The 24170-nt window shown below is 44.1% G+C and carries 27 protein-coding genes; 15 read left to right on the forward strand and 12 right to left on the reverse strand.

Annotated elements, in window-relative coordinates:
• Window positions 1-633: 633 nt before the first annotated feature.
• A complete protein-coding gene (locus CD004_RS02050) occupies window positions 634-1932 on the forward strand; it encodes a globin-coupled sensor protein (RefSeq protein ID WP_102261246.1) in 1299 nt (432 codons plus the stop codon).
• 223 nt (window positions 1933-2155) lie between these two features.
• On the opposite strand, the gene CD004_RS23650 is transcribed toward CD004_RS02050, so the two are convergent.
• Window positions 2156-2350: a hypothetical protein gene (locus CD004_RS23650; protein ID WP_158651460.1), complete on the reverse strand. Its 195-nt coding sequence runs from the start codon at window positions 2348-2350 to the stop codon at window positions 2156-2158.
• Window positions 2351-2496: 146 nt separating this feature from the next.
• On the opposite strand from CD004_RS23650, the gene CD004_RS02055 reads away from it, so the two are divergent.
• Window positions 2497-3474 carry an aldo/keto reductase gene (locus tag CD004_RS02055; RefSeq protein ID WP_226678159.1) on the forward strand — a complete coding sequence of 326 codons (978 nt, stop codon included), beginning with the start codon at window positions 2497-2499 and terminating at the stop codon, window positions 3472-3474.
• A 176-nt stretch (window positions 3475-3650) separates the two neighbouring features.
• Here the strand turns inward: CD004_RS02055 and CD004_RS02060 are convergent, their stop codons facing one another.
• Entirely contained in the window at window positions 3651-4634 is a 984-nt protein-coding gene (locus CD004_RS02060) for a zinc-binding dehydrogenase (protein ID WP_102261247.1), read from the reverse strand.
• 15 nt (window positions 4635-4649) lie between these two features.
• On the reverse strand, window positions 4650-5153 hold the full coding sequence (locus CD004_RS02065) for a lactoylglutathione lyase family protein (protein ID WP_407657650.1): 504 nt from the start codon (window positions 5151-5153) through the stop codon (window positions 4650-4652).
• Between the two features lie 151 nt (window positions 5154-5304).
• Between CD004_RS02065 and CD004_RS02070 the strand changes: the two genes are divergently transcribed.
• The 11 genes from CD004_RS02070 to CD004_RS02120 all read left to right on the forward strand — a co-directional run bounded on the left by CD004_RS02070 (window position 5305) and on the right by CD004_RS02120 (window position 16083).
• Entirely contained in the window at window positions 5305-5634 is a 330-nt protein-coding gene (locus CD004_RS02070) for a winged helix-turn-helix transcriptional regulator (protein ID WP_102261249.1), read from the forward strand.
• A 185-nt stretch (window positions 5635-5819) separates the two neighbouring features.
• Window positions 5820-6554, forward strand: a complete 735-nt coding sequence (locus CD004_RS02075) for a sulfite exporter TauE/SafE family protein (RefSeq protein ID WP_102261250.1) — start codon at window positions 5820-5822, stop codon at window positions 6552-6554.
• A gap of 128 nt (window positions 6555-6682) precedes the next feature.
• Complete coding sequence (locus CD004_RS02080; RefSeq protein ID WP_102261251.1) at window positions 6683-7462, forward strand: ABC transporter ATP-binding protein; 780 nt, start codon at window positions 6683-6685, stop codon at window positions 7460-7462.
• A 2-nt stretch (window positions 7463-7464) separates the two neighbouring features.
• Complete coding sequence (locus CD004_RS02085) at window positions 7465-9078, forward strand: hypothetical protein (RefSeq protein WP_102261252.1); 1614 nt, start codon at window positions 7465-7467, stop codon at window positions 9076-9078.
• Between the two features lie 175 nt (window positions 9079-9253).
• On the forward strand, window positions 9254-9814 hold the full coding sequence (locus CD004_RS02090) for a TetR/AcrR family transcriptional regulator (protein ID WP_102261253.1): 561 nt from the start codon (window positions 9254-9256) through the stop codon (window positions 9812-9814).
• Window positions 9815-9883: 69 nt separating this feature from the next.
• The gene (locus CD004_RS02095; RefSeq protein WP_102261254.1) at window positions 9884-10729 is read left to right on the forward strand and encodes an SDR family oxidoreductase; all 846 of its coding nucleotides are present in this window, start codon (window positions 9884-9886) and stop codon (window positions 10727-10729) included.
• A 411-nt stretch (window positions 10730-11140) separates the two neighbouring features.
• Window positions 11141-12052 (forward strand): ABC transporter ATP-binding protein, encoded by a 912-nt coding sequence (locus CD004_RS02100; protein ID WP_102261255.1) that lies wholly within the window; start codon window positions 11141-11143, stop codon window positions 12050-12052.
• Window positions 12053-13003 (forward strand): ABC transporter permease, encoded by a 951-nt coding sequence (locus CD004_RS02105; RefSeq protein ID WP_102261256.1) that lies wholly within the window; start codon window positions 12053-12055, stop codon window positions 13001-13003.
• A 73-nt stretch (window positions 13004-13076) separates the two neighbouring features.
• The gene (locus CD004_RS02110; protein ID WP_102261257.1) at window positions 13077-13775 is read left to right on the forward strand and encodes a response regulator transcription factor; all 699 of its coding nucleotides are present in this window, start codon (window positions 13077-13079) and stop codon (window positions 13773-13775) included.
• Window positions 13775-15163: a sensor histidine kinase gene (locus CD004_RS02115; protein ID WP_102261258.1), complete on the forward strand. Its 1389-nt coding sequence runs from the start codon at window positions 13775-13777 to the stop codon at window positions 15161-15163. The genes CD004_RS02110 and CD004_RS02115 overlap by 1 nt, the downstream gene beginning before the upstream one ends.
• A 191-nt stretch (window positions 15164-15354) precedes the next feature.
• Window positions 15355-16083, forward strand: a complete 729-nt coding sequence (locus tag CD004_RS02120) for a YwaF family protein (RefSeq protein ID WP_102261259.1) — start codon at window positions 15355-15357, stop codon at window positions 16081-16083.
• Between the two features lie 102 nt (window positions 16084-16185).
• On the opposite strand, the gene CD004_RS23655 is transcribed toward CD004_RS02120, so the two are convergent.
• Window positions 16186-16377 carry a hypothetical protein gene (locus CD004_RS23655; protein WP_158651461.1) on the reverse strand — a complete coding sequence of 64 codons (192 nt, stop codon included), beginning with the start codon at window positions 16375-16377 and terminating at the stop codon, window positions 16186-16188.
• 276 nt (window positions 16378-16653) lie between these two features.
• On the opposite strand from CD004_RS23655, the gene CD004_RS02125 reads away from it, so the two are divergent.
• Window positions 16654-17271 carry an acetate uptake transporter gene (locus CD004_RS02125; RefSeq protein WP_102261260.1) on the forward strand — a complete coding sequence of 206 codons (618 nt, stop codon included), beginning with the start codon at window positions 16654-16656 and terminating at the stop codon, window positions 17269-17271.
• A 271-nt stretch (window positions 17272-17542) separates the two neighbouring features.
• On the opposite strand, the gene CD004_RS02130 is transcribed toward CD004_RS02125, so the two are convergent.
• From CD004_RS02130 to CD004_RS02145, 4 genes are all read right to left on the reverse strand, one after another.
• Entirely contained in the window at window positions 17543-18190 is a 648-nt protein-coding gene (locus CD004_RS02130; RefSeq protein WP_158651462.1) for a class F sortase, read from the reverse strand.
• Between the two features lie 62 nt (window positions 18191-18252).
• The gene (locus CD004_RS02135) at window positions 18253-19596 is read right to left on the reverse strand and encodes a copper amine oxidase (RefSeq protein ID WP_102261262.1); all 1344 of its coding nucleotides are present in this window, start codon (window positions 19594-19596) and stop codon (window positions 18253-18255) included.
• Between the two features lie 132 nt (window positions 19597-19728).
• A complete protein-coding gene (locus CD004_RS02140) occupies window positions 19729-20523 on the reverse strand; it encodes an anti-sigma factor (protein ID WP_102261263.1) in 795 nt (264 codons plus the stop codon).
• A complete protein-coding gene (locus tag CD004_RS02145) occupies window positions 20510-21082 on the reverse strand; it encodes an RNA polymerase sigma factor (protein ID WP_180321270.1) in 573 nt (190 codons plus the stop codon). Before CD004_RS02145 ends, CD004_RS02140 begins: the two co-directional genes overlap by 14 nt.
• Before the next feature lie 239 nt (window positions 21083-21321).
• On the opposite strand from CD004_RS02145, the gene CD004_RS02150 reads away from it, so the two are divergent.
• Window positions 21322-22182, forward strand: coding sequence for an AraC family transcriptional regulator (locus tag CD004_RS02150; protein ID WP_102261265.1), 861 nt, complete (start codon window positions 21322-21324; stop codon window positions 22180-22182).
• 70 nt (window positions 22183-22252) lie between these two features.
• On the opposite strand, the gene CD004_RS02155 is transcribed toward CD004_RS02150, so the two are convergent.
• The 4 genes from CD004_RS02155 to CD004_RS02170 all read right to left on the reverse strand — a co-directional run bounded on the left by CD004_RS02155 (window position 22253) and on the right by CD004_RS02170 (window position 24066).
• On the reverse strand, window positions 22253-23155 hold the full coding sequence (locus CD004_RS02155; RefSeq protein ID WP_102261266.1) for a hypothetical protein: 903 nt from the start codon (window positions 23153-23155) through the stop codon (window positions 22253-22255).
• Between the two features lie 178 nt (window positions 23156-23333).
• Window positions 23334-23525 (reverse strand): YvrJ family protein, encoded by a 192-nt coding sequence (locus tag CD004_RS02160; RefSeq protein ID WP_102261267.1) that lies wholly within the window; start codon window positions 23523-23525, stop codon window positions 23334-23336.
• Window positions 23526-23595: 70 nt separating this feature from the next.
• Window positions 23596-23814 carry a DUF2922 domain-containing protein gene (locus tag CD004_RS02165; RefSeq protein ID WP_102261268.1) on the reverse strand — a complete coding sequence of 73 codons (219 nt, stop codon included), beginning with the start codon at window positions 23812-23814 and terminating at the stop codon, window positions 23596-23598.
• 36 nt (window positions 23815-23850) lie between these two features.
• On the reverse strand, window positions 23851-24066 hold the full coding sequence (locus CD004_RS02170; protein WP_102261269.1) for a DUF1659 domain-containing protein: 216 nt from the start codon (window positions 24064-24066) through the stop codon (window positions 23851-23853).
• Window positions 24067-24170: the final 104 nt, after the last annotated feature.

A 24170-nucleotide genomic window follows, 5' to 3' on the forward strand; every position in this document is an offset into this window, starting at 1 on the left:
CCAAGAAAGGGTATTGGCGCCCAAAATTCGTTGATATGGGAAAAAGAGGTCACCAATAAGGGGAATTGGCGCCCAAAATTCGTTGGTATGGGAAAAAGAGGTCACCAATAAGGGGTATTGGCGCCCAAAATTCGTTGGTATGGGAAAAAGAGGTCACCAATAAACGGTATTGGAGCCCAAAATTCGTTGGTATGGGAAAAAGAGGTCACCAATAAGGGGTATTGGCGCCCAAAATTCGTTGGTATAGGAAAAAGAGGTCACCAATAAGGGGTATTGGCGCCCAAAATTCGTTGGTATGGGAAAAAGAGGTCACCAAGAAGGAGTATTGGCGCCCAAAATTCGTTGGTATGGAAAAAAGAGGTCACCAATAAGCGTTATTAGCGCCGAAAATTCGTTGGTATGGGAAAAAGAGGTCACCAATGAACGGTATTGGAGCCCAAGAGTTCACGGAAATGAGCAAAAGGATTCACCGATTAGAGCGATTCTCTTCCTTACTTATTCTGCTGCGGAATTTGTCGAAATTGTGTCTTGGATTGTGAATTTATTGTAAAAGTCACACATCCATACAGGAAGATAGTCCTGTTCCGTGAGAGAATCATATTGTAATTATTATTAAGGGATGTGGAATCGCGAATGTTGTTACTAAAGAAAAAAAGTCAGATGAACCAGCTTTTTAGTGCTATTGAGGACTTGGAAAATAAGGTAGTGATAGATACTTCTTTTCACAAGGATCTTTCTAACCAGCTTTCTATTATCGGGTTGACAAAAAGGGATCTGGCGATTGCAAAAGTGATTCAGCCTTTTATCGCGGAGCATTTGGAAACCATCACGGAAAATTATTATAAAGAAATTCGCAAGGAAGCAAGCCTCCTAAAAATCATTGACGATAACAGCAGTGTCGAGAGGCTGAAGCAGACACTGTCCAGGCATATCCATGAAATGTTTGATGGTAATATTGATCAGAATTATCTTCAACAGCGAAACACGATTGCGCATGTTCATGTAAGGATCGGACTGAAAACCAAGTGGTACATGGCAGCATTCCAGAGTCTTTTTACAACCTTTATTTCAATCCTGAAAAGTGCCATCTTAGATCAAGATGAACTTTTGGAAGCCATAAATGTCGTATCAAAAATCCTTAACCTAGAGCAGCAGCTAGTGCTTGAAGCGTATGAGGAAGAAGTAGAAAGGATCAAACAGGAAGAGCAGCGCAAAAAGCAAATTGGCGAGCGGGTCGCAGCTACTGCCCAGGAATTATCTGCAGTCACTGAAGAAACGAGTGCTTCTGTTACGACTCTAACGGAAAAAACAAAAATGATGGTCGAGCTGGCTACATTAGGTGTCCAATCAGCTGAGGAAGTGCAGAATCGCTCAAGCCAGGGGAAAGAGGGCATTGATCTTCAGCAGGTACAGATGCAAAATATTATGCACCATATGTCCTCCATAACGACAGAGATCAAGGATTTAAAGAGTATCTCTCAGGAAATAGATGAAGTTGTCAAATTGGTGAAGGGGATTGCGGAGCAGACGAATCTTCTTGCTTTGAATGCTTCCATTGAATCAGCACGAGCCGGGGAGCATGGTAAAGGCTTTGCTGTCGTGGCGAATGAAGTGAAAAAGCTGGCGGAGCAGACAAAGGCTTCCGTCGTGAATGTAAGTGATCTTATCAAGAAAACGAATGCGCAAATCGAAAATGTGACCTCAAAGTCATTCGAAGTAAATGAATTGGTGAAAAGCGGCTCGGATAAGATGGACCAAATCACAGACTTTTTCGACCGGATCCTGGAGGAAGTGGACAAGAGCAAACAGCAGAGTAAACTGATTGAGACAGAACTCGAGTCCTTCTCAAAGTACTTCGAAGAAATCGACCGGGCAGTCGACCATCTGGCCATCACAACCGACAATTTGACGCAAATCACACAGGATTTGTAAGAAAAGACTATATAGCAAATATTAGAGTAAAGGAAGCAAAGGGTACCCTATGCTTCTTTTTTGTTGTTTAGGAAATTATAAAATTATTTAATTGTGGATAACTACATGTAGTGGTCTTAATCCAGCTTCAGCGCCTAGCCCCTCGAGTCGCATGTCTAGCTGCGGCTCCTAACTCCTCGAGACGCTTCGGTCCTGCCAATGATGTCAAAGAACGACTTCACTGTCAGGCCCTCCAGCGCTTGTCGGAGTTGGACAGTCGCCTCCGCTTTTCGGATTGTCTAGTGTCGCCTCCTAGAAACTCCGAAACTTCAACTCCGCCGGCAGAAGCAAAAAGCGCTTCTTTGGCGGAGTCTCCAGTTTCTGCGTTTCTGGACAGTCGGCTATACTTTTCGGTTTCGGTCCGCTCAGGTGAAGTCAAAGAACGACTTCACTGGTCGGCCCTCCAGCGCTTGTCGGGGCAGAACGAGGCGCTTGCGCTTTTTGTTCCTTAGTTGCCTTACATTACAGTCTTTTCTTTTAATATGATAGAATGTCTTGCAAAGATTTTTAAGGAGGAAGGTAAATTTGAAAAAGCTGCCTATAAATGAAAATGGATTAAATGCTTCACAGCTTGTGTTTGGCTGCATGGGGCTTGGCGGGAGCTGGGACAGCAGCCCGATCGAACCGGAACATGTCAAGCAGGCACATGAAGCGGTAGAAGCGGCGATAGAGTCAGGAATCAATATGTTTGATCATGCCGATATTTATACTTTGGGAAAAGCAGAGAGAGTTTTCGGGCAGGTTTTAAAAGATAAGCCCGGACTTCGTGAGGATATCATCATCCAGTCGAAATGCGGCATTCGTTTCGCTGATCAGGAATCTGGCCTCCCAGGCAGGTATGATTTTTCTAAATCATACATACTCGACAGTGTGGATGGTATCCTTTCAAGGCTTGGCATCGAGTATCTTGACATCCTGTTATTGCACCGTCCCGATCCTCTAATGGAACCGGCTGAGGTTGGCGAAGCCTTTCATCAGCTAAAAGCGTCCGGCAAGGTGCGTTCATTCGGTGTTTCCAATATGAGCGCTGGTCAGATCCGTTTACTGCAGAAGCATACCGATGAAAAAATCATCGTCAATCAGCTGGAAATGAGCTTGAATAATATCGGCTGGCTTGAGACTGGTGTCCATGTGAACCAGGAGGCTGCACGCCAAAACATCTTCCCTGATGGGACTATGGAGTTTATGCAGATGGAAGGAATTCAGGTTCAATCCTGGGGTTCTCTTGCGAAAGGTCTCTATTCTGGAAAAAATATCGAGAATGAAAGCGAAAGTGTCAAGCAGACTGCGGCCATGGTACAAGAGCTTGCAGAAGAAAAACAAACAACACCAGAAGCCATCGTGCTCGCGTGGCTGATGAGACATCCAGCATCAATCCAGCCTGTCATCGGCACCGTCAATCCCGCAAGGATCCGAGCGTGCGGAGATGCAGTCAATATCAGCCTCAGCCGTGAGGAGTGGTATTCATTGTATGTGAGTTCTCGTGGTGTGAGGTTACCTTAGTAAAAGAAAACACAGGGGCGGCGAACATGTTTTGATACAGAAAACATGATCATCGTCCCTGTGTTGGTTAGTGACGGTCATAAAGAGAAAAACTCCAGGATTATGGTCACATAAATAACATGAATGAACCCGTAATCGGAGTAATCACGACTGCGGGTTCATATCTCATGGGTTTTCTATACTGTGATTCTAGCAACGATTTTTCCTTTAACTCTTCTGGTGGAGAGTTCAGCCAATGCTTCAGGCACTTCTTCCAATGAAATCACTTTCTCGACCATAGGGTTAATAGTTCCTTCCTGAAGTAGTGAAAGCATGCGGTCTCCCATCTCTGCGAGCGTTTTTTGCTGCTCAATATTGTTAGACTCGTGCACACTTCCGAGAGCAACCTGGTGGAACGATAATGGATGGGCAAATGAAATTGCATCATTTACATTGGGAGGACCGGCAATGAACGCGATCTGTCCATTGAAGGCAAGCGCCTTCAGGGATTTATCGGCGTTGTCGCGTCCAACTGTATCGAGGACTAAATCTACCCCTCGTCCATTCGTAATCTCCAACACCTTTTCCACAAAGTCTTCTTCACGATAGTCAATAGCATAATCTGCGCCAAGGCTGTGAACATATTCATGGTTGGCAGATGAAGCTGTTGTCATAACAGTCAAACCGGCGTGTTTAGCCAACTGGATTGCAAAGCCTCCGACACCGCCAGCTCCGGCATGTACTAAAATCGTTTGGCCCTCAGATGCATGCATCTTGTGAAAAATTGCCTGGTAAGCGGTGTAGCCTGCTGTTGGCAATGCAGCGGCTTCCTCGAATGACACACCTGCTGGAATAATGGAAACGGTATGAGCTGTGGTCACACCATATTCCGCAAATCCACCTTTTTTCGTTAGGTCACCATGATAGACGACTCTGTCGCCAACCTTGACGTACGTGACATCAGCACCTACTTCTTCGACGGTCCCGGCTGAATCAAGGCCAAGAATATGCGGATAGGTCCAGTTCGGGTTCCCGCCGTTTCCTGTTTTATAGTCAACAGGATTCAAGGCGGTGGCATGAATTTTTACAAGGATTTCTCCTTGTCCAGGAGAGGGCTTTTCCGCGTTGCCTACTCTCATTTCAAATACCTTTCCTTTGTTTTCTAACAATAATGCTTTCATGGCAGACTCTCCTTTTTAATAGGCCCCTTGTGAATAGGTGAATTCATAGCTGTGTGTATAGATTTCGATTAAGTTGCCGAATGGGTCTTCGCAGTAGACCATCTTATATGGTTTCTCATTAGGGTAATATTCTCGAATTGGCATGCGCTGCTTGCCACCGTTAGCGATAATTTTTTCAACAAGACCTTCAATATCAGGGTCCTGGACGCAAAAATGGAAGATTCCCGTCTTCCAGTATTCGAAGTTGTTTTCTGGAGCTTTGTTATTTGGAAATTCAAATAGCTCGATGCCGATTTTATCAGAAGTAGCCAGGTGGGCAATCTTGAAGGTTCCCCAGCCCTTCCCGAATACATCTGTGCACATCTGGCCAATCGGACTGTCGTCTTCAATTACTTCAGAGGGTTCCATGATTATGTACCATCCCAGAACCTCTGTGTAAAATTTGACAGCCTCCTCGACATTGGGAACAGATAAACCTATATGTGAAAATGAACGTGGATATGGTTTGTTCAACATCATCTTCTCCTTTTGAGTAAAAGTTCTATTTAAGTATAATGAGTAGGTACTGTGATTGTAAGACGGCACTTTTATGTAACCAGGTAACTTATAAGTAACCGTATTTTAAATATACCCTTATGGTGGAGGGCTATCCTGAATTTGGAGGTTGAACATGACGAAATACAATGTACCAGTGGAAGCCACTCTTGAAGTGATCGGCGGTAAATGGAAGGTGGTCATATTATGCTTATTGAAAGAAGGCGAAAAGCGCTTCAGTGAATTGCAGAGAGCCATGCCCGCGATTACGAAGAAAATGCTTTCGCAGCAGCTGAGGGAGCTGGAGAAAGACGGAATCATCAATCGGAAAGTCTACGATGAAGTTCCGCCTAAAGTCGAATACTCACTCAGTGAGGAGGGCGAGAGCTTAAAAGATATACTGAATTTGATGTGTGCCTGGGGAGACAGAAGAATGGGGAATGAGCCGGATTGCGGTTCAAAATAGACTATTCCTGGCGGTACATCGCAGAATAAAAGAAGCTGGCATTCCTGGCAAGTATGAATCAAGCATAGGATAACTATGCTTTTTTTTGGCCTGTTCAATAACTAATTCTTATGAGTTGCGATCATAAACATTAAATATTCTTATTGAGGAATCCGAAATATAATAATACCAGGAGGTGTAAGAATATGGATTATATCATTCTATTTTTTATTGGGATTTTTGCGACGACGGTTGGAACTCTCGCTGGTGGTGGGGGATTGATCAATTTACCGGCGATGCTTGTTCTTGGCATGCCTGTCCATTCTGCGATTGCTGCCAATAAAGTTTCGAATACAATCAGCTCCTTCTCCAGCTTTTTTCATCTTTATAGAGAAAAGAAAATAACTTTTAAGGAGTCATTCTGGATCATCCCTGTCAGTTTGATTGGCGGGGTGAGCGGAGGGTTCATAGCCTCAAAAATTTCAAGTGAAGACATGTATGTAGTGGCGATTGGCTTGCTGATTTTTGCTTTTTTCGCCTCATTCTTGGGGAAAGGGAGCATGTCTGGAGATCAGCCATTAAAGCCTTATGGTAAAAGTGTTCTTGGTCTATACGCAATCGGGATTTATGATGGACTTTTTGGGCCGGGACAGGGTACGCTGATGCTATATTTGTTTGGTCATTTGAACATCGCCTACATCCGGGCAGTCGGATATGTCCGTCTTGCCACGTTTTCGAGCTGTTTTGGTGCGGCTATTACCTATATTTCTAACGGGGCTGTTATCTGGCCGCTGACCATTGCCTTGATGCTCGGTTCAGTGACAGGAGCACAAATCGGCGTAAGGATTGCCAGCAAGCTGAACCCCAATTATGTAAAACCGATATTGCGGGTGATGACAGTTGCGCTTGTCGTACAGATTTTTTTCGAAAAAGTGGTGTAGCAGGATGCCCCCTTATTTTATTGATAAGGGGGATATTTGTTTAATACCCCAAATGCCATTCCAGTATTTTACTACTATGTTAGAATGATGATATGGTATTTTGAACCATTTTTAAAAGGGGGAGAGTCATGTCTTCGGAAATATTATCAATCACTGGCCTGACAAAGTCGTATGGCAGCAAAGAGGTGCTGAAAGGAATAGATTTAAAGGTTGATAAAGGGGAAATCATCGGATACATAGGGCCTAACGGCGCGGGCAAAAGTACGACGGTAAAACTGATGCTTGGCCTTGAGGAAGGGTATTCCGGGCAGATTGAAATTTTTGGAGAGGATATTGCGAAGCAGGGTGAAAGCTACAAACGGAGAATCGGTTATATTCCTGAGACTTCTGAAATGTATGATTCGCTTACGGCCCAGGAGTATTTGACGTTCGTTGCCGAGCTGTATGGGATGGATTATGACGATGCGGACAGGAAAGCGAAGCAGCTATTCGATGTGTTCGGGCTTGCTGAGGTCTATCAATCCCGGATTTCCTCTTTTTCGAAAGGGATGAGGCAGAAGACGCTGATTGTATCTAGCTTTTTACATAATCCTGATTTGCTGTTCCTTGATGAACCGTTGACGGGTCTGGATGCGAACAGTGTGATGGTTTTTAAAGAGATTCTTGCCATGTTCGCTGCTGAAGGGAAGACGATTTTTTATTCATCACATATCATGGACGTCGTCGAGAAAATCAGCAATCGGATCGTTTTGCTGCATGGCGGTCATATCGTGGCAAATGGCAGTTTTGAAGAATTGAAGAGTCAGAGCAAAGAAGGGTCACTTGAGAATATATTCAATCAAATGACCGGCTTCCATGAGCACCAGGATCGTGCCTCTGAATTTGTATCCATCGTTAAGGAGGGGTAACGATGGACAATTTTTTCGTTTTAAAGCTGCTGGATGTTTTTAAGCCATTATTTTTAAAAATGGGTGTTGATTACAGGACGATGCGGCTAATCCTCCAGGTCAAGCTGACAATGGATCAGCGCCGGAAACCGACTGTGTTCAACCAGTCGAGGAAAAAGAAGGTTAAACCGGAGAAGAATGAATTCTTCAAATCATTGTGGATCTATGGTTTCTTTGGATTGATGCTGATCCCGTTTCTATTTTTAAAAGATAATTATCTATTTCAAGTGTCAATCCTGTTCAGCATCTTCATGTTCATCATCATGACGACGCTGATTTCCGATTTTTCATCGGTGTTGCTCGACTTGCGGGACAAAAGCGTCCTTGCTACGAAACCAGTTAACTCGAAGACTGTGAGTATGGCAAAGCTGCTGCATGTGACGATTTACATGCTGTACATTACCCTGGCAACAACATTGATTCCGTTGTTGGTCAGCCTGTTCTTCAAGGGCATCATGTTCACTCTGCTGTTCCTTGTCTCATTCGCGCTGGCTGACATTTTTATCATTGCCTTCACAGCTTTGTTGTACCTGTTTATTTTGCGGTATTTTGACGGTGAAAAGCTTAAGGACATTATTAATTATGTCCAGATTGCCCTCACTGTTGGCATGATGATCGGATATCAGGTGGTGGCGCGCTCTTTTGAATTGGTGAATCTCGATTATACAATCGATTTTGCCTGGTGGCAGCTATTGCTTCCGCCAATGTGGTTTGGCGGTCTGTTCGATGTGCTGCTTGGGGGAGGCAGAAGCATCGGAAGTATGATATTGACTACTTTGGCCGTACTTGGACCGGTTGTATCCATCATCGTTTATTTGAAGATGATCCCGGACTTCGAAAGGAATCTGCAAAAGCTTTCGAGCCAGACTGGCAAGAAAAAAGCCAGCAACAAATGGAAGCTATTCCGTTCCATGCCGATGCTGGTTTCCAAAGATGAGCTGCCATTTTTCCGGTTCGCCAGGATCATGATGAAAAATGAGCGCGATTTCAAGCTGAAGGTCTATCCTTCACTCGGCTTTGCAGTGGTAATTCCTTTCGTGTTCATGTTCAACAGCTATTCCATAATGAGTTTCGAAGAATTCAGGGCGAGCGGTTATTATTTGACCATCTATTCAATCATGCTGGTCATCCCGACGTCAGTCATCATGCTCGCGCATTCAGGTTCCTATAAAGGCAGCTGGATTTATCAGGTCGCACCAGTAAAAAAGCTTGGTCTCATCAATAAAGCCGCATTGAAGGCATTCTTGTTTCAGCTGTTCTTGCCATTGTTCCTGCTCGTGTCGGTTATGTTCAGCTTTTTGTTTGGTGTGAGGATTCTGGATGACCTGATTGCGATATTAATGGCCGCATTGATCTATACAGCAGTGTGCTTTCTGGCAGGAGGAAAGGAACTCGCCTTTTCACAGCCATTCGACGCCGTCCAGCAGAGTGGAGACATCAAGGTATTTCTTCTTTTCCTCATCATCCCTGTCTTTGTGGGACTTCACTTTTTAGCATTGAAATTGCCGTTTGGCGTTGCAGGATATGCGATTTTGATGTTTGCAGTGAATTGGGGTTTGTGGAGGATGTTGAAGTAATTCAAGCACAGGGATTCTGCCCTGTGCTTTGTTTTTATATGGACATAGACTTGGTGACAGTGGGCCAGTCACGAGCAGAAGAATGGATTTACCCAAAATAGACATATTCTTGTCTACATTGCTAGTGTAATATATAGACCAATCGTTATAAAATATAAGTGAGAGGTGAAGGACGATGAAGGAGACTTCAAGGGATAAATTGATCAGTACAGCATCTCGGTTGTTCCAGCTTCAGGGATACCATGGAACGGGCTTGAACCATATCTTGAAGGAAAGCGGAGCACCGAAGGGTTCTTTATACTATTACTTTCCTGATGGAAAGGAACAGCTTGCGGTTGAGTCTGTTCGAATGACTGCCGAGCATGTCAGGGATCGCATTAAACGGGGGCTGGATCAAAAAACTCACGCCATTGAAGCGATTCAGGGTTTTATAGAAAAAATGGCAGAGCAATATCAGAATGATGACAGCCAAGAGGGAGTTCCAATTGCGGCAGTCGCACTTGAGACCGCTCTTTTCAGCGAACCAATCAGGAAAGCGTGCCAAAATGGCTATGAAGGTTTCCAGCAAGTGTTTACTGACAAACTGCTTGAATCGGGCTATGAAGAAGGCAGGGCAAGGGAACTCGGAATCGTCATTAACACAATGATAGAAGGCGCTTTTTTGTTGTCATTCACGATGGGAAACAATGAACCCCTGTTATTAGCAGCAAAAAATATTCCAGCACTATTGAAGTAAGTAGTGTTGGTTTATTCGAATTAATTATATAGACTGGTCTACAAAAGAATATTGAAAGGCGGAAGGGACATGACGATATTGGTGACTGGATTCAATGGTAAGGTTGGTTATGAGGTGGCGGAGAGATTAAAGGAGAAACAAGTTCCGATGAAATGTGCTGTCCGAAATGTGGAACGGGCGAGAGAGCGGCATGGTTCCGAGTTTGATTTTGTTGCACTTGATTTTTCAAAGCCAGACACGTTTGATGAGGCATTGGAAGGAGTAAATGGGATTTTTCTGATGTATCCTCCCGGAGATCGCATTGAGTTTGATGCCTTTGTCACACAAGCTAAGAAGAAGGGCGTCTGCCATATCGTCTACCTTTCGGTTAAGGATGTCCAATTCATGCCATTCATCCACCATTTTAAAAATGAAAAGTTAATAAAGAAGTCTGGAATTACCTATACATTTTTGCGCGCAGGTTATTTCATGCAGAATTTAAATGACTTTTTATATAAGGAGCTAAAAGAGCGGAAACGCATTTTTGTGCCTGCAGGAAAAGGCAAGACTAGTTTTGTCGATGCCAGGGATATTGCCGAAGTAGCGGCGATTGCACTGGGCAGACCGGAAGAGCATGCAAATGAAAAATATGTCATAACCGGAGATGAAGCGCTGGATTTTTATGAGGTAGCCACTATCATGTCGGAAGTTCTCGGGACAAAAATAGCTTACTCTAACCCTACAGTAAAAGAATTCAAAAATTACATGATATCCTCTGATAGCGATGAAAGTTTTATAAATGTTGTTGCCGGCATCCACATTCCAACTAAACTGGGCCTGGCAAAAGGCATAAAGGATGATTTTGAAAAGGTAACTGGAAGAAAGCCGTCCAGCATCAGGAAATATATCGAGGATTATAAAGAAGTGTGGCTTTAGGTGAAACCTATTTTTTAAAAATGGTGCCCTTATAGCGAAGAAAATGGAGACATTAGGGTACGATAAGTTGAGAGCTGTGCCCTTATAGAGAAGGAGATGGAGGTATAAGGGTACGATTAGCCGAGAACACTGCCCCTTATGGAGAAGAAATGGGAAGTGCAGGGAGGTACCCTGTGCTTCTTTTTTATAAATAGGAAAGGAATACTTAACCGAAATTATAAAGCATTTAATGGCAAGGTCGAGGTTCGTGCTATAAAACAGTTGTATTTTAATCATTTTGTGAAAATATGCAAAAAATGATACGGAAGAACTGACCCCATGTCTCGTTTTAATAATTTATTAATAATTTCATAAGGGTATTTTAGCGTTTCGCTGACAGTATAGAGGTTGTGAAAAGGGAGGCAATGATCAATGAAAAAACCGATAGTTGAAATAAAGAATTTAAAGAAAGTGATTGGAGATAAAACGATTATCCATGGAATCAGCATGGATGTTTTTCCGGGTGAGGTGTTCGGGTTTCTTGGGCCGAATGGGGCGGGAAAGACGACGACAATCAGGATGATGGTTGGGTTGATGGGCATTACGGAAGGGGAAGTGCTGATCAATGGGTTCAGCATTGAGAAGAACTTTGAGAAAGCAATTTCGCATGTTGGCGGAATCATTGAGAATCCGGAGATGTACAAGTTCCTTTCAGGTTATGATAATTTGCTTCAATATGCACGGATGCTGCCGAATCCTGTGAAAAGGAATAGAATCGATGAGATCGTGAAGCTGGTAGGGCTTGAAAAAAGGATTCATGAAAAGGTCAAGGGCTATTCACTCGGAATGAGGCAGAGGCTTGGACTCGCCCAGGCATTATTGCATTCGCCAGCTTTATTGATTCTCGATGAGCCGACAAATGGCCTGGACCCTGCCGGTATAAGGGAAATCCGTACTTACATCCGCAAGGTCGCTCATGAAGAAGGGATCGCCGTCTTTGTGTCCAGCCATATGCTTTCGGAGATGCAGCTGATGTGTGACCGGATTGGAATTATCCAGGATGGACATCTGGTGAGCGTGGAAACAGTCGGAGACTTTGTCGGGGATACGGTGAACACTGTAATTGAGGTTGAACCGATTGAAAAAGCAAGGGAGTTTGTTGAACAGACGTTTTCTGAGCTCAATCCAAAGATCAACGGAAACGAACTGCTGGTTTCTGCCAGTCGTGAAAAGGTGCCCGCACTAGTTAAGGCTCTAGCGGAAAATGAGTTCAGCATCTATAAGATTTCTACTGGGAATAGAACCTTGGAGGAAAAATTCCTGGAAATGACGGAGGGAAGATAAGTGAGCCATTTTTTCAGACTGATTCATAATGAAAACATAAAAATTTATAAACGTATGGGAACATGGGTGATGATTGGAATACTGGTGCTCGTCGTTGCCCTTGTTGGTATTTTTACAAAGTTTGTCCTGGACCCCGGCAGCAATGCTGACTGGAAGTCACAGCTGAGCGCTGAAAATGCGCAATTGACAGAGAGCCTGGAGTCAGCGCCGATGCTTGAAGCCCAAAAGCGACTGTTGAAGGAAAGAATCGCCTTAAATGAATACCGAATCGAACATGATCTTGCGCCAATTGAACGGGATTCACTTTGGGGCTATATGGTTGATGCGACGACATTCACCGGGATTGCGGCCTTGTTTACGATTGTGATTGCTGCTGGGATGGTAGCAAGTGAATTTTCATGGGGGACAGTCAAGCTGCTGCTGATTCGCCCTGTGAGCAGAACCAAAGTACTCCTGGCGAAATATGCTTCGACCCTGTTGTTCGCACTTTTGATGCTCGTTTTATTATTCAGCACTTCTTTCCTGTTTGGAATGATCTTTTTCGGCTTCAGCGGAGCGGAAACTCCATATCTTTCTTACAGCAATGGCAGGGTTATCGAGCAGAATATGGTCACCCATATTATTGAGCTGTTTGGATTCAGGAGCATTGACTTGATTATGATGGTCACTCTTGCTTTCATGATTTCGACTGTATTCCGCAGCAGCTCGCTCGCCATCGGAATTTCCTTGTTCCTGATGTTTACGGGTCCGCAGATCGTCCAGCTTTTAAGCCAGTACGACTGGGTGAAGTACATCCTGTTTGCGAACACAGATCTTCAGCAGTACACCACGGGGACACCGCTGGCTGAAGGAATGACAATGACATTTTCAATCGTGATGCTGCTGATTTATTTCGGGCTGTTTACTTTTCTATCATTGTTCATTTTTAACAAGCGTGACGTTGCAGCTTAAGCTTTACTATGTTATGAAAGAGGAAACCGCATTTGTGGTTTCCTTTATTTTTTAAAATAGGACGGTACTAATCATGGAAGAAGATTTGATTTTAATTGTGGAAGATGAACATGAGATTGCCGAGCTTGTCCGTGATTACCTGGAAGCGGAAGGATATCGCAGTGTTCTGGCTTTTGACGGGCTTGACGGATTGAATCAATTTATTGAACATAGGCCCACGGTGGCAGTGCTCGATGTCATGCTGCCAAAAATGGATGGGATTGAGCTTTGCCGCAGGATCAGGGCTGAATCTAATATTCCGATCATTATCATGAGCGCGAAGAAGAGTGATACTGATAAAATCATTGGACTTGGCATTGGCGCGGATGATTATGTCACCAAACCGTTCAGCCCGGGGGAGCTTGTTGCCCGGATCAAGGCGCAGCTGAGAAGGTTTAAGCACTTGTCAGTCCAGAAGGAAACTGAAAATACGATTAGATATCCTGGACTTGAAATTAACTTGAAAGAATATACCGTTCTAGCGGACGGAAGGCAGGTCGAACTTTCAGCAAAGGAATTCCAGATGCTCGCCTTCATGGCAGCCAATAAAGGCCAGGTGTTTACAAAGGAACAGCTGCTCGAAAACGTTTGGGGCTATCAGCATGTCGGTGATACGAACACGATCACCGTTTATGTAAGGAAGCTTCGTGAAAAAATTGAACCTAACCCGTCAGAACCTCAGTTTATTAAAACTGTCTGGGGAATCGGCTATAAGTTCGATGGTGGCAGCTAATGAGGTGGGGGCTGAAACCGCGGTTGATTCTCGCTTTTGTCAGTATTATCATTGTGCCGATTGCGGCAGCGATTTTGTTCATGACCTTTTATTCGGCAGGTATGGAAGAGCGGGCGGGCAGGAGCGAAGATGAACTCGACGTGCTTTTGTCAGAGGTTAAGACAACGATTAATGAGAATGCCCAGTACCTTGAGGATCCCGATCTTTTTTACGAAAAAGTGAAGCCGTTGATGCAAAAATACCAGATTGGATTGACTGTTTATTCCTCAGAGGGCGAGACTATATTCAACTCTTCGGGGTATCAAAAGAGACAGGAAGCATCCATATGGCTGGACCGATTGGGAAAGCTTAATGTTGACGTGCTGACACAGGAGCATGGCGAGTTGTCTGCGGAAATCCAGGCTAATTCGCTCTCCGTACCTCCATTTAGTCAGTTCAAAGAAATGATTTATGCCATCCTCGGAGCGATTGGTATTGGCCTGTCGGTATTGCTTGCGCTGATTTTGCTATGGACATGGTATATTTCCAAGACGATCCTTCACCCTCTAAAGGAAATATATCATGCGACAGAGGAAGTCATTGATGGGAACCTTGACTATAAAATCAGATATGGAAAGCAGGATGAAATCGGCAGGTTCATCCATGGCTTTGACCTGATGCGTGACCACTTGAAAAAGTCAATAGAACAGCAGCAGCAATATGAGCGGGCGCGTAAGCAACTGATCGCAAGCATCTCCCATGACTTACGGACACCGCTTGCCTCGATCAAGGGCTATGTGGAAGGGTTGGAAGACGGGATTGCCAAGAATGAGGAGATGCAAAAAAAGTATTATTCAGTCATCAAATCAAAGACAAACCAGCTGGACAGGCTGATCGAAGACTTGTTTGAGTTCTCGAAGTTTGAGCTCGAGCAGCTTTCAATAGATAAGAATCTTGTGAACAGCTTTGAGTTTTTCCAGGAGGCTTTTCATAGTGCGCAATTGGACTATCAGGGAGTAGAATTAGTGCTTGCTGATCCACTGCCATCCGTCAGTCTCCAAATAGACAGCGACAGGATCAAGCAAGTCATGGCGAACTTGGTTGAGAATGCAGTCAAGTACGGCGGGACGAGTATCCTGTTGAAAGTAGAGAACCAGAGCGGATATCTCCATGTAAGCATTAAGGATAATGGACAAGGAATCGTAGAAGAAGATCTGCCATTCATATTCAATCCATTATTCCGCGGTGAAAAATCTCGTTCAAGGGAATCTGGCGGTACCGGTCTGGGCCTTGCGATCGTAAAATATATCGTCGAAGCGCACGGTGGTGAAATCAGGGCTATAAGCGAGCCGGGCAAAGGAAGCGAATTTACATTTACCCTGCCTTTATATTTGAAGCAGGCTAAATAAGAGAAGCAGGCATTGAATTTACTTTTAGATTGCCTATGTACCTGAGATAGAAGTGAAGCATGGGGACGTACCCTGTGCTTTTTTGTATACTGTCTTTCATGTTTTTGTACGAATTCCTGTGTTCAACCGATGTTCTCAAGCATACATTTATAGTTAACAGCATTTTAAATGTACAGCGAGGTGATTACATCATGTTTTCTGTTACGGGAATGCAGGGTTTTGAACTGTTTTCTGCTGAGCACCTGGTTACCCTGGGACTTTTCCTTGGTGTTTGTCTTGGATTGGTGCTATTCAGAAATCAAATCAAGCCGCATAAAAATGTTTTGAAATGGATTATATTTTGGACTCTGGTGGTGTGCCAGGTTTCTCATCAAATGTGGCTCATCCTCACCGGCCAATGGCAAATCGGGGACCTGCCTTTACACATGTGTTCGCTCAGCTCCTTTCTGGCGATGTACTTGTTTTTAAGAAAGAGTGTGAAAGGATTTTACGTGCTCTACTTCATTGGCACCTTGCCGGCAGTTTTAGCCATGGTTACACCTGAAATGTCTTACACCTTTCCTCATTTCGACTATATTGAATACTTCCTCAACCACTCAGCCATTCCGATTGCCGCATTGTATTTCATCCTTTTTGAAGGCTACAGAGTTCCCCGCAAAGCCATTCTTTTCACTTATCTTGTCGTGAACATAATTGCCGTTCCAATCTTCATTTTCAATTTCCTGTTTGATACGAACTTCTTCTATTTGGCGAGTCCGACAGAAGCTAAAACAATCCTATCGTTCTTTGGCAGCGGCATCATGTATTATCTGAATCTTGAAGTTGCGGCACTGATCGTATTTAGCATCACATATGTCCCGATGTGGCAGCTGATTAAGAGAGAGAACCGAAGACGGCTGGTCGGCTTGTATCATAAGTAAGGCTCTGATCGAAGGCAAATATCTCTGTAAAATACAGCGCCCGGAACTTTTTGTTAGGATTTCAGTTTAGTAGGAGATTGGATTTTTAGGATTACCTTCATTTCATCTTGCGAACAAGCTGATAGAACGGATCAAAGGAGGCGGATATAACATAATCCGTCTCTTTTTCATTGTTAAGGAAATTATAAAATTATTTAAGTGTGGATAACTACATGTAGTTTTCTTAATCCAGCTCCAGCGCCTAGCCCCTCGAGACGCTTCGATCCTGCCAATGAAGTCAAAGAACGACTTCACTGTCAGGCCCTCCAGCGCTTGTCGGGGCTGAACGAGGCGCTTGCGCTTTTTGTTCTTTGTTGAACAAAGCGGAGACCATGCTCACTCGCCAGCGTTCCTCGATTTGTTTTAAATGACAAATAAATCATATTGACTCGTACACTTGAATCCTGTAAAGTACAAAAGTATGTTTTTGAAAATGTAGAGATGAAGACAACTCACTTTGATGAATTGTCTAGCTCCTGCGCCTGTCGGGACTGACCAAGGTGCTTGGGCAGTTATTTATAGGAGGCAGAAATGGATACTCAGAATCAAACACAGATTAAAGTTACAACAGCAGATCCATCAGCGCTAGGTTTGTTTGGACTGGCTATGGTTACATTAGTAGCATCATCCCAGAAACTGGGGTTCACAGATGGCGTATCACTCATCATCCCTTGGGCAATTTTCCTTGGTGGACTAGCACAGCTTTATGCGGCAATCCTTGATGCCAAGCATAATAATATCTTTGGAATGACCGCTTTCGGTGCGTTCGGACTCTTCTGGTTCGGTGTCGGAACGACCTGGCTGATTCAGCTAGGATTTTTCGGTGAAAGCCTTGCAGCTGACGGCGACGTGAAGCAATTGGGAATGGCCTTCATCGGCTATTTGATTTTCAGTGTCTTCATGACGATTGGAGCCCTGGAAACAAATAAAGTCCTGTTCTTTATTTTCGTATTGATTGACTTCTTATTTATTGGACTATCATTAAGTTCATTTGATATCTTCCATGAGGCATCGCATATGCTGGCAGCCGTAGCTGAACTGGGAATTGCAATTCTTTCCTTCTACGGATCAGCAGCCAATGTGCTGAACACCCACTTTGGAAAAGTTGTCCTGCCAATTGGCAAGCCATTCGGGATTTTCAAGAAATAAGAGAAAGGCGCTGAGCATGGATGCTTAGTGTCTTTTTTTGTAAAAAAAAAGGAACAGAGGGTTGAAGGGGAGAAACTGAAATGGGTGTGATGCGTTCGGTGATGGGAGTATATAAAAAATGCCTGGAGTTTCTCCAAGCATTTTTCTTTGCTAATTTACTCACCGAATTGCTTGCTGATTCTAGAGCAAATCCTGTGAGAAGGGCATGGTTAAATCAATATCTGTATTTTAGAGCCGAACTCACTTTGACTTCTAAAAGCAGTTTTATGCATCAGAGGCTATCCTTTTTTTCCTCAACCAATTTGGTATAAATTACGGTCCGTTCAGCCCGTTCCGTTGTTTCGGCGTCATAGTCACCGCTGCATGTAATCAGGTTGAGGGTGCTGGCATATGAAAAGCCAAAGATGTCTTCAATAGGGGCATCCAGGCGCGGGAAGGTTTTTTGGTCGTAGACCTCAAAGGTTAAAGGGTCGCCATTTTGATTTTTTACGATGATTTTGTCGCCTTTTTTCAGTTTATGAAGGTCATAGAAAACGGCGGGGCTTGTCAGGTCGTCTACATGGCCGGCGAGGACCGCATTTCCAGGCGCTCCTGGCAGTGTTCCAGGTTCATACCAGCCGACATTGTCAGGATTTTTGGGAACATCCATGCGCCCATCGCTTAATGTGCCTACATTCTCGATTTTGGTATTGACCTTAATAGCAGGAATTTCAATTGAGGCTGGAACGATTCCTGTCCGCTTGTCTTTAATAATCTCAATCTTTGTTTTTGTTGAAGCATCAGCCAATGACTCAGCTTGTTGACCATTTGCATTTGGTGTCTGAGTTTCTTCATTTGATACAGCATCTGACTGTGTGGAGCAGCCTGCCAGTACCAGGGCTAGAATCAGGACAGCAATTATAGGATAAAATTGCTTCAATGTGATCACCTCAGTAGAAAAGTCAGAAGAGAGAAGGGGAGGCCTTCTCTCAATCTGGCTTTTTATTTTTTATCGGCAAGACGGCGCATTGTTACAAATCCTGCAGCGATTAAAGCAAGCAGGGTTGATAACAAGACTGCCTCAAATGGAACTGCTTGATTTGCGGTACCGCCCAAACCAGTCTTTGGCATTTCGCTTGGCATTTCTGCGTTGAACTTGTCAGGGAACTGGTCTACGATTGCTCCTGAAAGACCTTTTGATGTTCCAAACATATGTCCATAAGCTTCCCTTACTGCAGGGTAGGTGCTTGCATAATCTTCAGCTGTGTAGGTATCGAAAGCTTTGATCAGCTGGTCCACATGCATTTGCAATCCTTCTGCCAGGGCATCTGCCGGAAGTCTGCCATCTGTGGCTGTTTCGAGGAACTTCGAAAATTCAATTTTATACTGGGCAAGAGCGGCAAGGGCTGCTTTTTTGCCGTCTTCATCGTTTGCGCCAGTCGCTTTTACATAGTCTACAAAATGACCGATATGGGTGGCCCACATCTGTTTGAATTGCTCGCCAGCTTCGTCGCCATATACAGATGCAATCGCAGCACTCAAGTCATCGGTATTGGCAGAAAGAGCCGCAGCTGATGCTTCAAAATCCTTTGAACCATCAATGCCATTTTGCATCGCTGTAACGGCCAGGCCGGCATGCTCAGAAAGCAGGTAGTTCAAATCGGAGCGTAAATCAGCTGCCGGAGATACGGCCTTGTGGTTTTCAAATTTATCCGGGAACTGCATGACGATCGCATTGGACAGCCCTTTGCTCACCATGTACATATGATGGATTGCCTCACGTTCGTATTCATACGCTTTTTCATAATCACCTTCAACATAGGCATTGAACGCACCAACCAGCTGATCTACATGCATTTGCAATCCATCAGCAAGGGCATCCGCTTCCAGGCGTTTTTCTGTTGCTGTGGAAAGGAAATTAGAGAAGTCTTCTTTGTATTGCGCCAGTTCATCAAGGGCAGCTTTCTTTGCTGCTTCGTCGTTCCCCGCTGTTCCTTTTACATAGTCGACAAAGAAACCAATGTGAGCCGACCACATATCCTTGAATTTCGCACCTGCTTCATCTCCATACACAGACGCAATCGCTGCGCTTAAATCATCGGTGTTTCCTTGAAGGGCGGCGGCAGATTGTTCAAAGTCCTTGGCGCCATCGACACCTTTACGCATCGTTTCAACTGCTAAATAAACATGTTCACTAAGGAGTTGGTCAAGGGTAGCTCTTAAATCAACTGCTGAATCTGATACTGTGGGCTTTGCGTGATCATGCGCTGAAGCTGAGTTTGCTGCAACAGGCAGTAAGAGGGATAGGCTAAGTGGTACGGCAATCGCTGCTTTTTTAAAATTCATTATGAAATCTCTCCTTTGTTTTTGGTTTTCACTATGCTAACGGGAGAAATTTCAGGATGGATCACTTTTTTAAAAAAAAAATAAAAAAACCTGATCCGGAGCAAGAATCCGGGTCAGGTTTCAAATTTCATCTTATAACTGAGAGGCTAAAACAATCTCTCCTTTTGGCTGTTTGCTGTCAGGAGTAGGTTCAAGCGTGACCGCGATTGTGGTCCAATTATGCTCCCCTTCGTAATTAACCGAGTACGTAACGGCACCATTGCCTTCGGAGTTTGTACGGAAAGTTCCTGCCCTGAACTTTTCGCCGGCTTCATCGATCAGCCAAACCTGGTAGGCTTCAGTGCCGGTTAAAGGCTTAAGATTGCTCGCCTGGACAACAAGAGCCATTCCTTCTTCCTTTTTGATCATGGCTGCTTCAGCATTTCCTTCGTATCCTTCCGAAACCGCCAATTGAACCTGCTTTACGATTTCATCCGTTCCTTCCCGCGGTGGATTGCTGATTTCCTGGCCATTTTGGTTCAAATAGAAGTATGCGTTAGCCGATAGAGAGAGAAGCAATGACGCGGCCAGAAGAGGCTGAAGCCATCTGTAACTTCGGCGTTTGGTTTCCTTAGTATCCGCTGTTTTTTCAATTTCCTTAGTATCTGCTGTCTTCTCAAATTTCGTAGTTTCTGCTGTCTTCTCAAATTCCTGAGGTTGTTCTGTCTCTTCAAAAACAGAAGCAAGGACCCGGTCCTTCATTCCTTCATTTGGCTCTATCAGTTCTGCTGAAAAAGGAAGGTCAGCTGTCAGCATATTCAGTTCCTGCAGCTCATCCCGGCAATCTTTGCAAGTGGCTAGATGATGCTCAAACTGTGATTTTTCTTCGTCTGTCAGTGTGTCATTAAAATAATCCAGTAAACATTCACATGTCTTATGGTCGGTCATAGCTATGATCCCTCCCTTCCTTGATTCCGCCGATTTTTTTATGAAGATGCTTAAGTGCCAATCGTATGCGCCCTTTTACCGTACCCAGAGGGATCTCGAAAGTATCAGCGATTTTTTGCTGTGAAAGTCCTTTAAAATAAAAGAGTTCAACAATTTGCTTCTGTTCTTCAGCCAGTTGATTGATGGCTGTCCTGATCTCATGGCGTTTTTCTTTCCACTCTGCCACTTCTTCCACTGAAGGCCCGGAGGATTTCAAAGCATCACGATCCTCAAGTTCCACATGGTTCTCATCCTTTTTACGGAGACAATCAATAGCAGCATATCTGGTGACGGTCAGGAGCCAGGAAGAAAATTTTCCTTTCGTATCATCATACATCCCTGGTTTCGTCCACAGTTTGAGGAAAACATCCTGTACGATTTCCTCTGACAGGTCACGCCTGCCTGTCATCCTGTATGCGAACGAAAACAGAAGCTTTTCATATCGATCATATAAGAGTTCAAGTGCCCGTTTGTCTTTTGCCTGCAAACGTGCATAAAGCTCGATATCATGTTCGCTCATCACTTTCTCCTTCTATATGTATTTTGTAACATCATAACCTATTTATTTAAAGATGTAATTTTAGAGTTTGCTAAGCTAACGTGTTAAGTGAACGTCAGGATCACTTGATGCTGAAAAATTTCCTCCTTTGGGAAAGGGAAAGGGCATCCTCTTATAGAAAAATACTGACATAAGTGAGCAAGAATTGACCGGATAGCTCGACGGAATCTTGATAGGATGTTTTTAAGGGAGTGAGTTGTATGGCGTGGATTGAATCACTACAGAGGGCAATTGACTATATGGAGGAACACTTGCTGGATGATATGACTATGGAAGCTATTGCGAAACAGGCAAATTCATCTCCATTTCACTTTCAGCGGACGTTTGCCATTTTAACGGATATTTCTGTTGGCGAGTACATCAGACGGAGGCGGTTGACGCTGGCAGCCGGTGAACTATGCAACACCGAAGCAAAGATCATTGACCTTGCGCTGAAATATGGCTATGACACTCCTGAAGCATTTACAAAGGCTTTTCGCAGACAGCATGGCATTTCCCCAAGTGAAGCAAGGAAGTACACTGGAAAGCTGAAATCTTATAGCCGCCTGGGAATTCAGGTGAGTTTGAAGGGAGCGGAACCGATGCAATATAAAGTGGTGGAGCAGGAAAGTTTTGAAGTGATTGGGATTAAGCAGGGATTTTCTTATGGTAACGGGGAGAATCTGGCTGGGATCCCAAAAATGTGGGGTCAGGTTAATCAGGATGGAACGAGCGATTATCTGTTAGGTGAAAATAATGGGCCGGTGAAAGGAGTCCTTGGTGTTTGTGTAGATCAAAGCAATGTCCAGGATAAGCGGATGGATTACTGGGTTGCGGCTGCGTATGAAGGTGAAACACCAGACGGCTATTTGAAGATGGAAATCCCGGCTTCCAAGTGGGTGATTTTCGAAGTTCACGGACCGATGCCAGACGCGATGCAAAAAGTGTGGAAGCAAATTTTTACGGAATGGTTCCCGTCCAGCGGATACCAGCATGCCGGAACACCCGAACTAGAGGTATATACGGCGGGGAACGCGGCAGATCCGGACTACTACTCCGAAGTGTGGATTCCGGTCAAGTAAGCGATGGCATTGCCAATATTGTTTAAGAGAGCGGCGCAAGGCCGCTCTCTTTGTCTTTTGGGAGCTTTTTTTACTCCCCAAACTCTACATCAAAAAGATAACTAGATGATTCGGTGCTTTCAAAGCTTTCATGAACTATTCTTCCTTGATCATCTTTTTCTTCTTCTGTTTTTTTCATTGCAAAGGTTGAAACAATATAACCTCCAACTGGCAATTGCTCATCATCTAGTACCTGGATTTCTCCATTTGATACAAAGAAATCAGTTCGATCTTCTTCTCCATAAAAGACCCGTTCGCCGGAACTTTGGATTGAGTAGAATGAAAAACTGCCCTTCGTTTTCGTGAGTTCCTTAATATCTAGTACAGCAAGATTTTCAAAGAAACGACCAGCATCAGTTAATCGATCATACTGGAGCCAAGTATCGGTCCGGCTTTTCGTAACTTGATACCTGCTCCTGCCAGAATCATATCGGATTTGGTAAAGAGAGAACTCGTTGTCATCTTGCCGTACCAGCTGCCACCTTATTTCTGTAATGCTGCCATCTTCAAGATATTCCATATTAAAGTCTCCGAGTCTCAAAAAGTGGTTCTCCAGATTTAATTCCTGCTTAATCAGCTCATATTCATCTTGAAAATCCATCGTATATACGGAGCCCAATTCATGCTTGATGAAAATGGAACGACCCTCCCATTGATTGAAGCCAAACGGGAAAATCCAGTGGACAATGATAAAGGAAAAAACACCAAGAACAGCAGCCATCCGTTTTGCATGTGCATTTAACTTGGGACGAAAAAACAGTAGATACAAGATAAACCCAAGCGGTATAGAGACTTGATTCAAATTAAAGGCAAACGAGCCTAATAAAAAGTATCCAATGATTTTTAACGGAAAATATGCTTCTGTATCTTCTTTTTTTCGTAATAAAAATATGAAACTAACAAGTAAAATGACATTATAAATAATAGCTGCCATTTTAGACCCCCTTAAGCCTTCAAGTCAGTCAGCCAAGCAAAGCAAGCCGAATAAATCACTGATTATATTTTAACATATAATTCCAATAATTCTTTTGTGATTATGTAAATATTTTAATCAAACGTTTGATTAAATGAAAAAACCACCCTCTTTTTAAAAGAGTGATGGTTTCAAATGTTTAGTGATTGATTTCCCGGATTGCCTTTTGGGTGTAAACCGGCTCTGGCTCTTGCCGTTCCTGCAATCGAGCGGGCAGACCCTGGATCGATTGGACGACTGTATCCAGCTTGGCTTCGATTCGGTGAAGCAGGTACAGCGTGACGACAATCGGGAACCCGACATCCGAGATGAATGGAATCAGCTGATCCATGTGCGTATCCTCCTTCCTTGAATGCTTTAAAACAAGAGCCGGTCTCTAGAAAAAGACCGGCTCACTTTCATTACACTAGTTCGTATTCGGTTACGTTGCGTTCGACGACGCGTGCGCTGTGAACGGAAACAAGGGTGCCATTCACTGGCAGGAATGCGTTGGAAGCAATGATCTGTTCCATTGCCAGCTTGACAGCTGCCGGATCCACCGGCTCCGTCGGGTTATCAACCGTTAGCTTGGCGTATTTGCCTAGGTCAGTAGCGAATTGTAACTCAAGAGTTTTAGCCATATTTTTCACCTCCTAATAAAAGAGTAGATTGCCAGATTAGATGATATCGAAGCTGTCATTACGCTCCACAGAGCTTAATAAGTTAGCGCTAAGACCACCAAGAGCGACTGCCGCCTGCTGAACCTGGTCAGCAGTAGCTTCCTTTCTCACATAGCGGTAAGTCTTGCCCTTGAAGATCGGCTCGCCTTTTTCGTCAATACCTGCTTCAAACATCAGCCTGATATTAGAATCCTTCAACATCGCCATTGCCATTTGCCTCACCTCCTTTCACCTTCTATATACAGGCGGGGAGGGGAAAAGGACATGGTGGAGGGAAATATTTAATCAAGTTGGCCGCCAAAGGTGTTCTATCGGAC

The organism is Mesobacillus jeotgali, assembly GCF_002874535.1.
GTDB lineage: Bacteria > Bacillota > Bacilli > Bacillales > Cytobacillaceae > Mesobacillus > Mesobacillus jeotgali.